Raw genomic sequence first — 568 nt, 5'->3', positions numbered from 1 at the left:
AGTGCGACAGCGATGACGGATATCCGGCGTCGGCGGATGATCCGAAGGCATTCGACAGCGTTCAACGCGTTCCCCTGATGATGCGCGAGCTTTCGGTGGCGGTCTGCCGGGAGAAGGGCGCCGATACGCGTCGTGCAGACGTTTCTTTGCCGCGCCTACCTGCACTTCCGTTGATAATCTAACCGACGTTCGATGGAAGCGCGCCCGCTGGGATATGTACCCATTTAAGGGGCGATCTGGTCATTCTGCGGGAGGTGCGTCGTTGCGAATTCTGCATGTCACGGACCGGTATTCCGGTAGCGTCGGCCGCGCCATCGACCGCATGACCGAGCTGGTCCCCGAGGCCGAGCACCACTTGCTGTCCGCCGGCCTCGAGCGCACCCAGGGACACGGCGTGTACCGGGGCACGGACGGCCTCCCGGACGGGTTCGGCGCGCGGGTGCGAGCGGTCCACCAGGTGGTCGGCGAGGTGGCGCCCGACGTCGTGCACGCGCACTCGGGCTGGGCGGGAACGTACACGCGGATCCGGCGGCTCCCGGTGCCCGTCGTGTACCAACCGCACTGCTAC

Annotated in this window: 1 protein-coding gene and 1 pseudogene; both read left to right on the top strand. The window is 66.5% G+C overall.

The window, feature by feature from the left end; all coding sequences use genetic code 11:
* A partial coding sequence (locus ACYVJ0_RS13740) for a hypothetical protein (protein WP_460818416.1) occupies window positions 1–182 on the top strand: 182 nt, incomplete at its 5' end.
* Between the two features lie 140 nt (window positions 183–322).
* Window positions 323–568, top strand: a pseudogene (locus tag ACYVJ0_RS13735) (hypothetical protein); the annotation flags it as partial.

The organism is Microbacterium petrolearium, from assembly GCF_054782875.1.
Note: the sequence above shows the minus strand (reverse complement) of the source record. Positions and strands in the feature narration are given on the sequence as shown.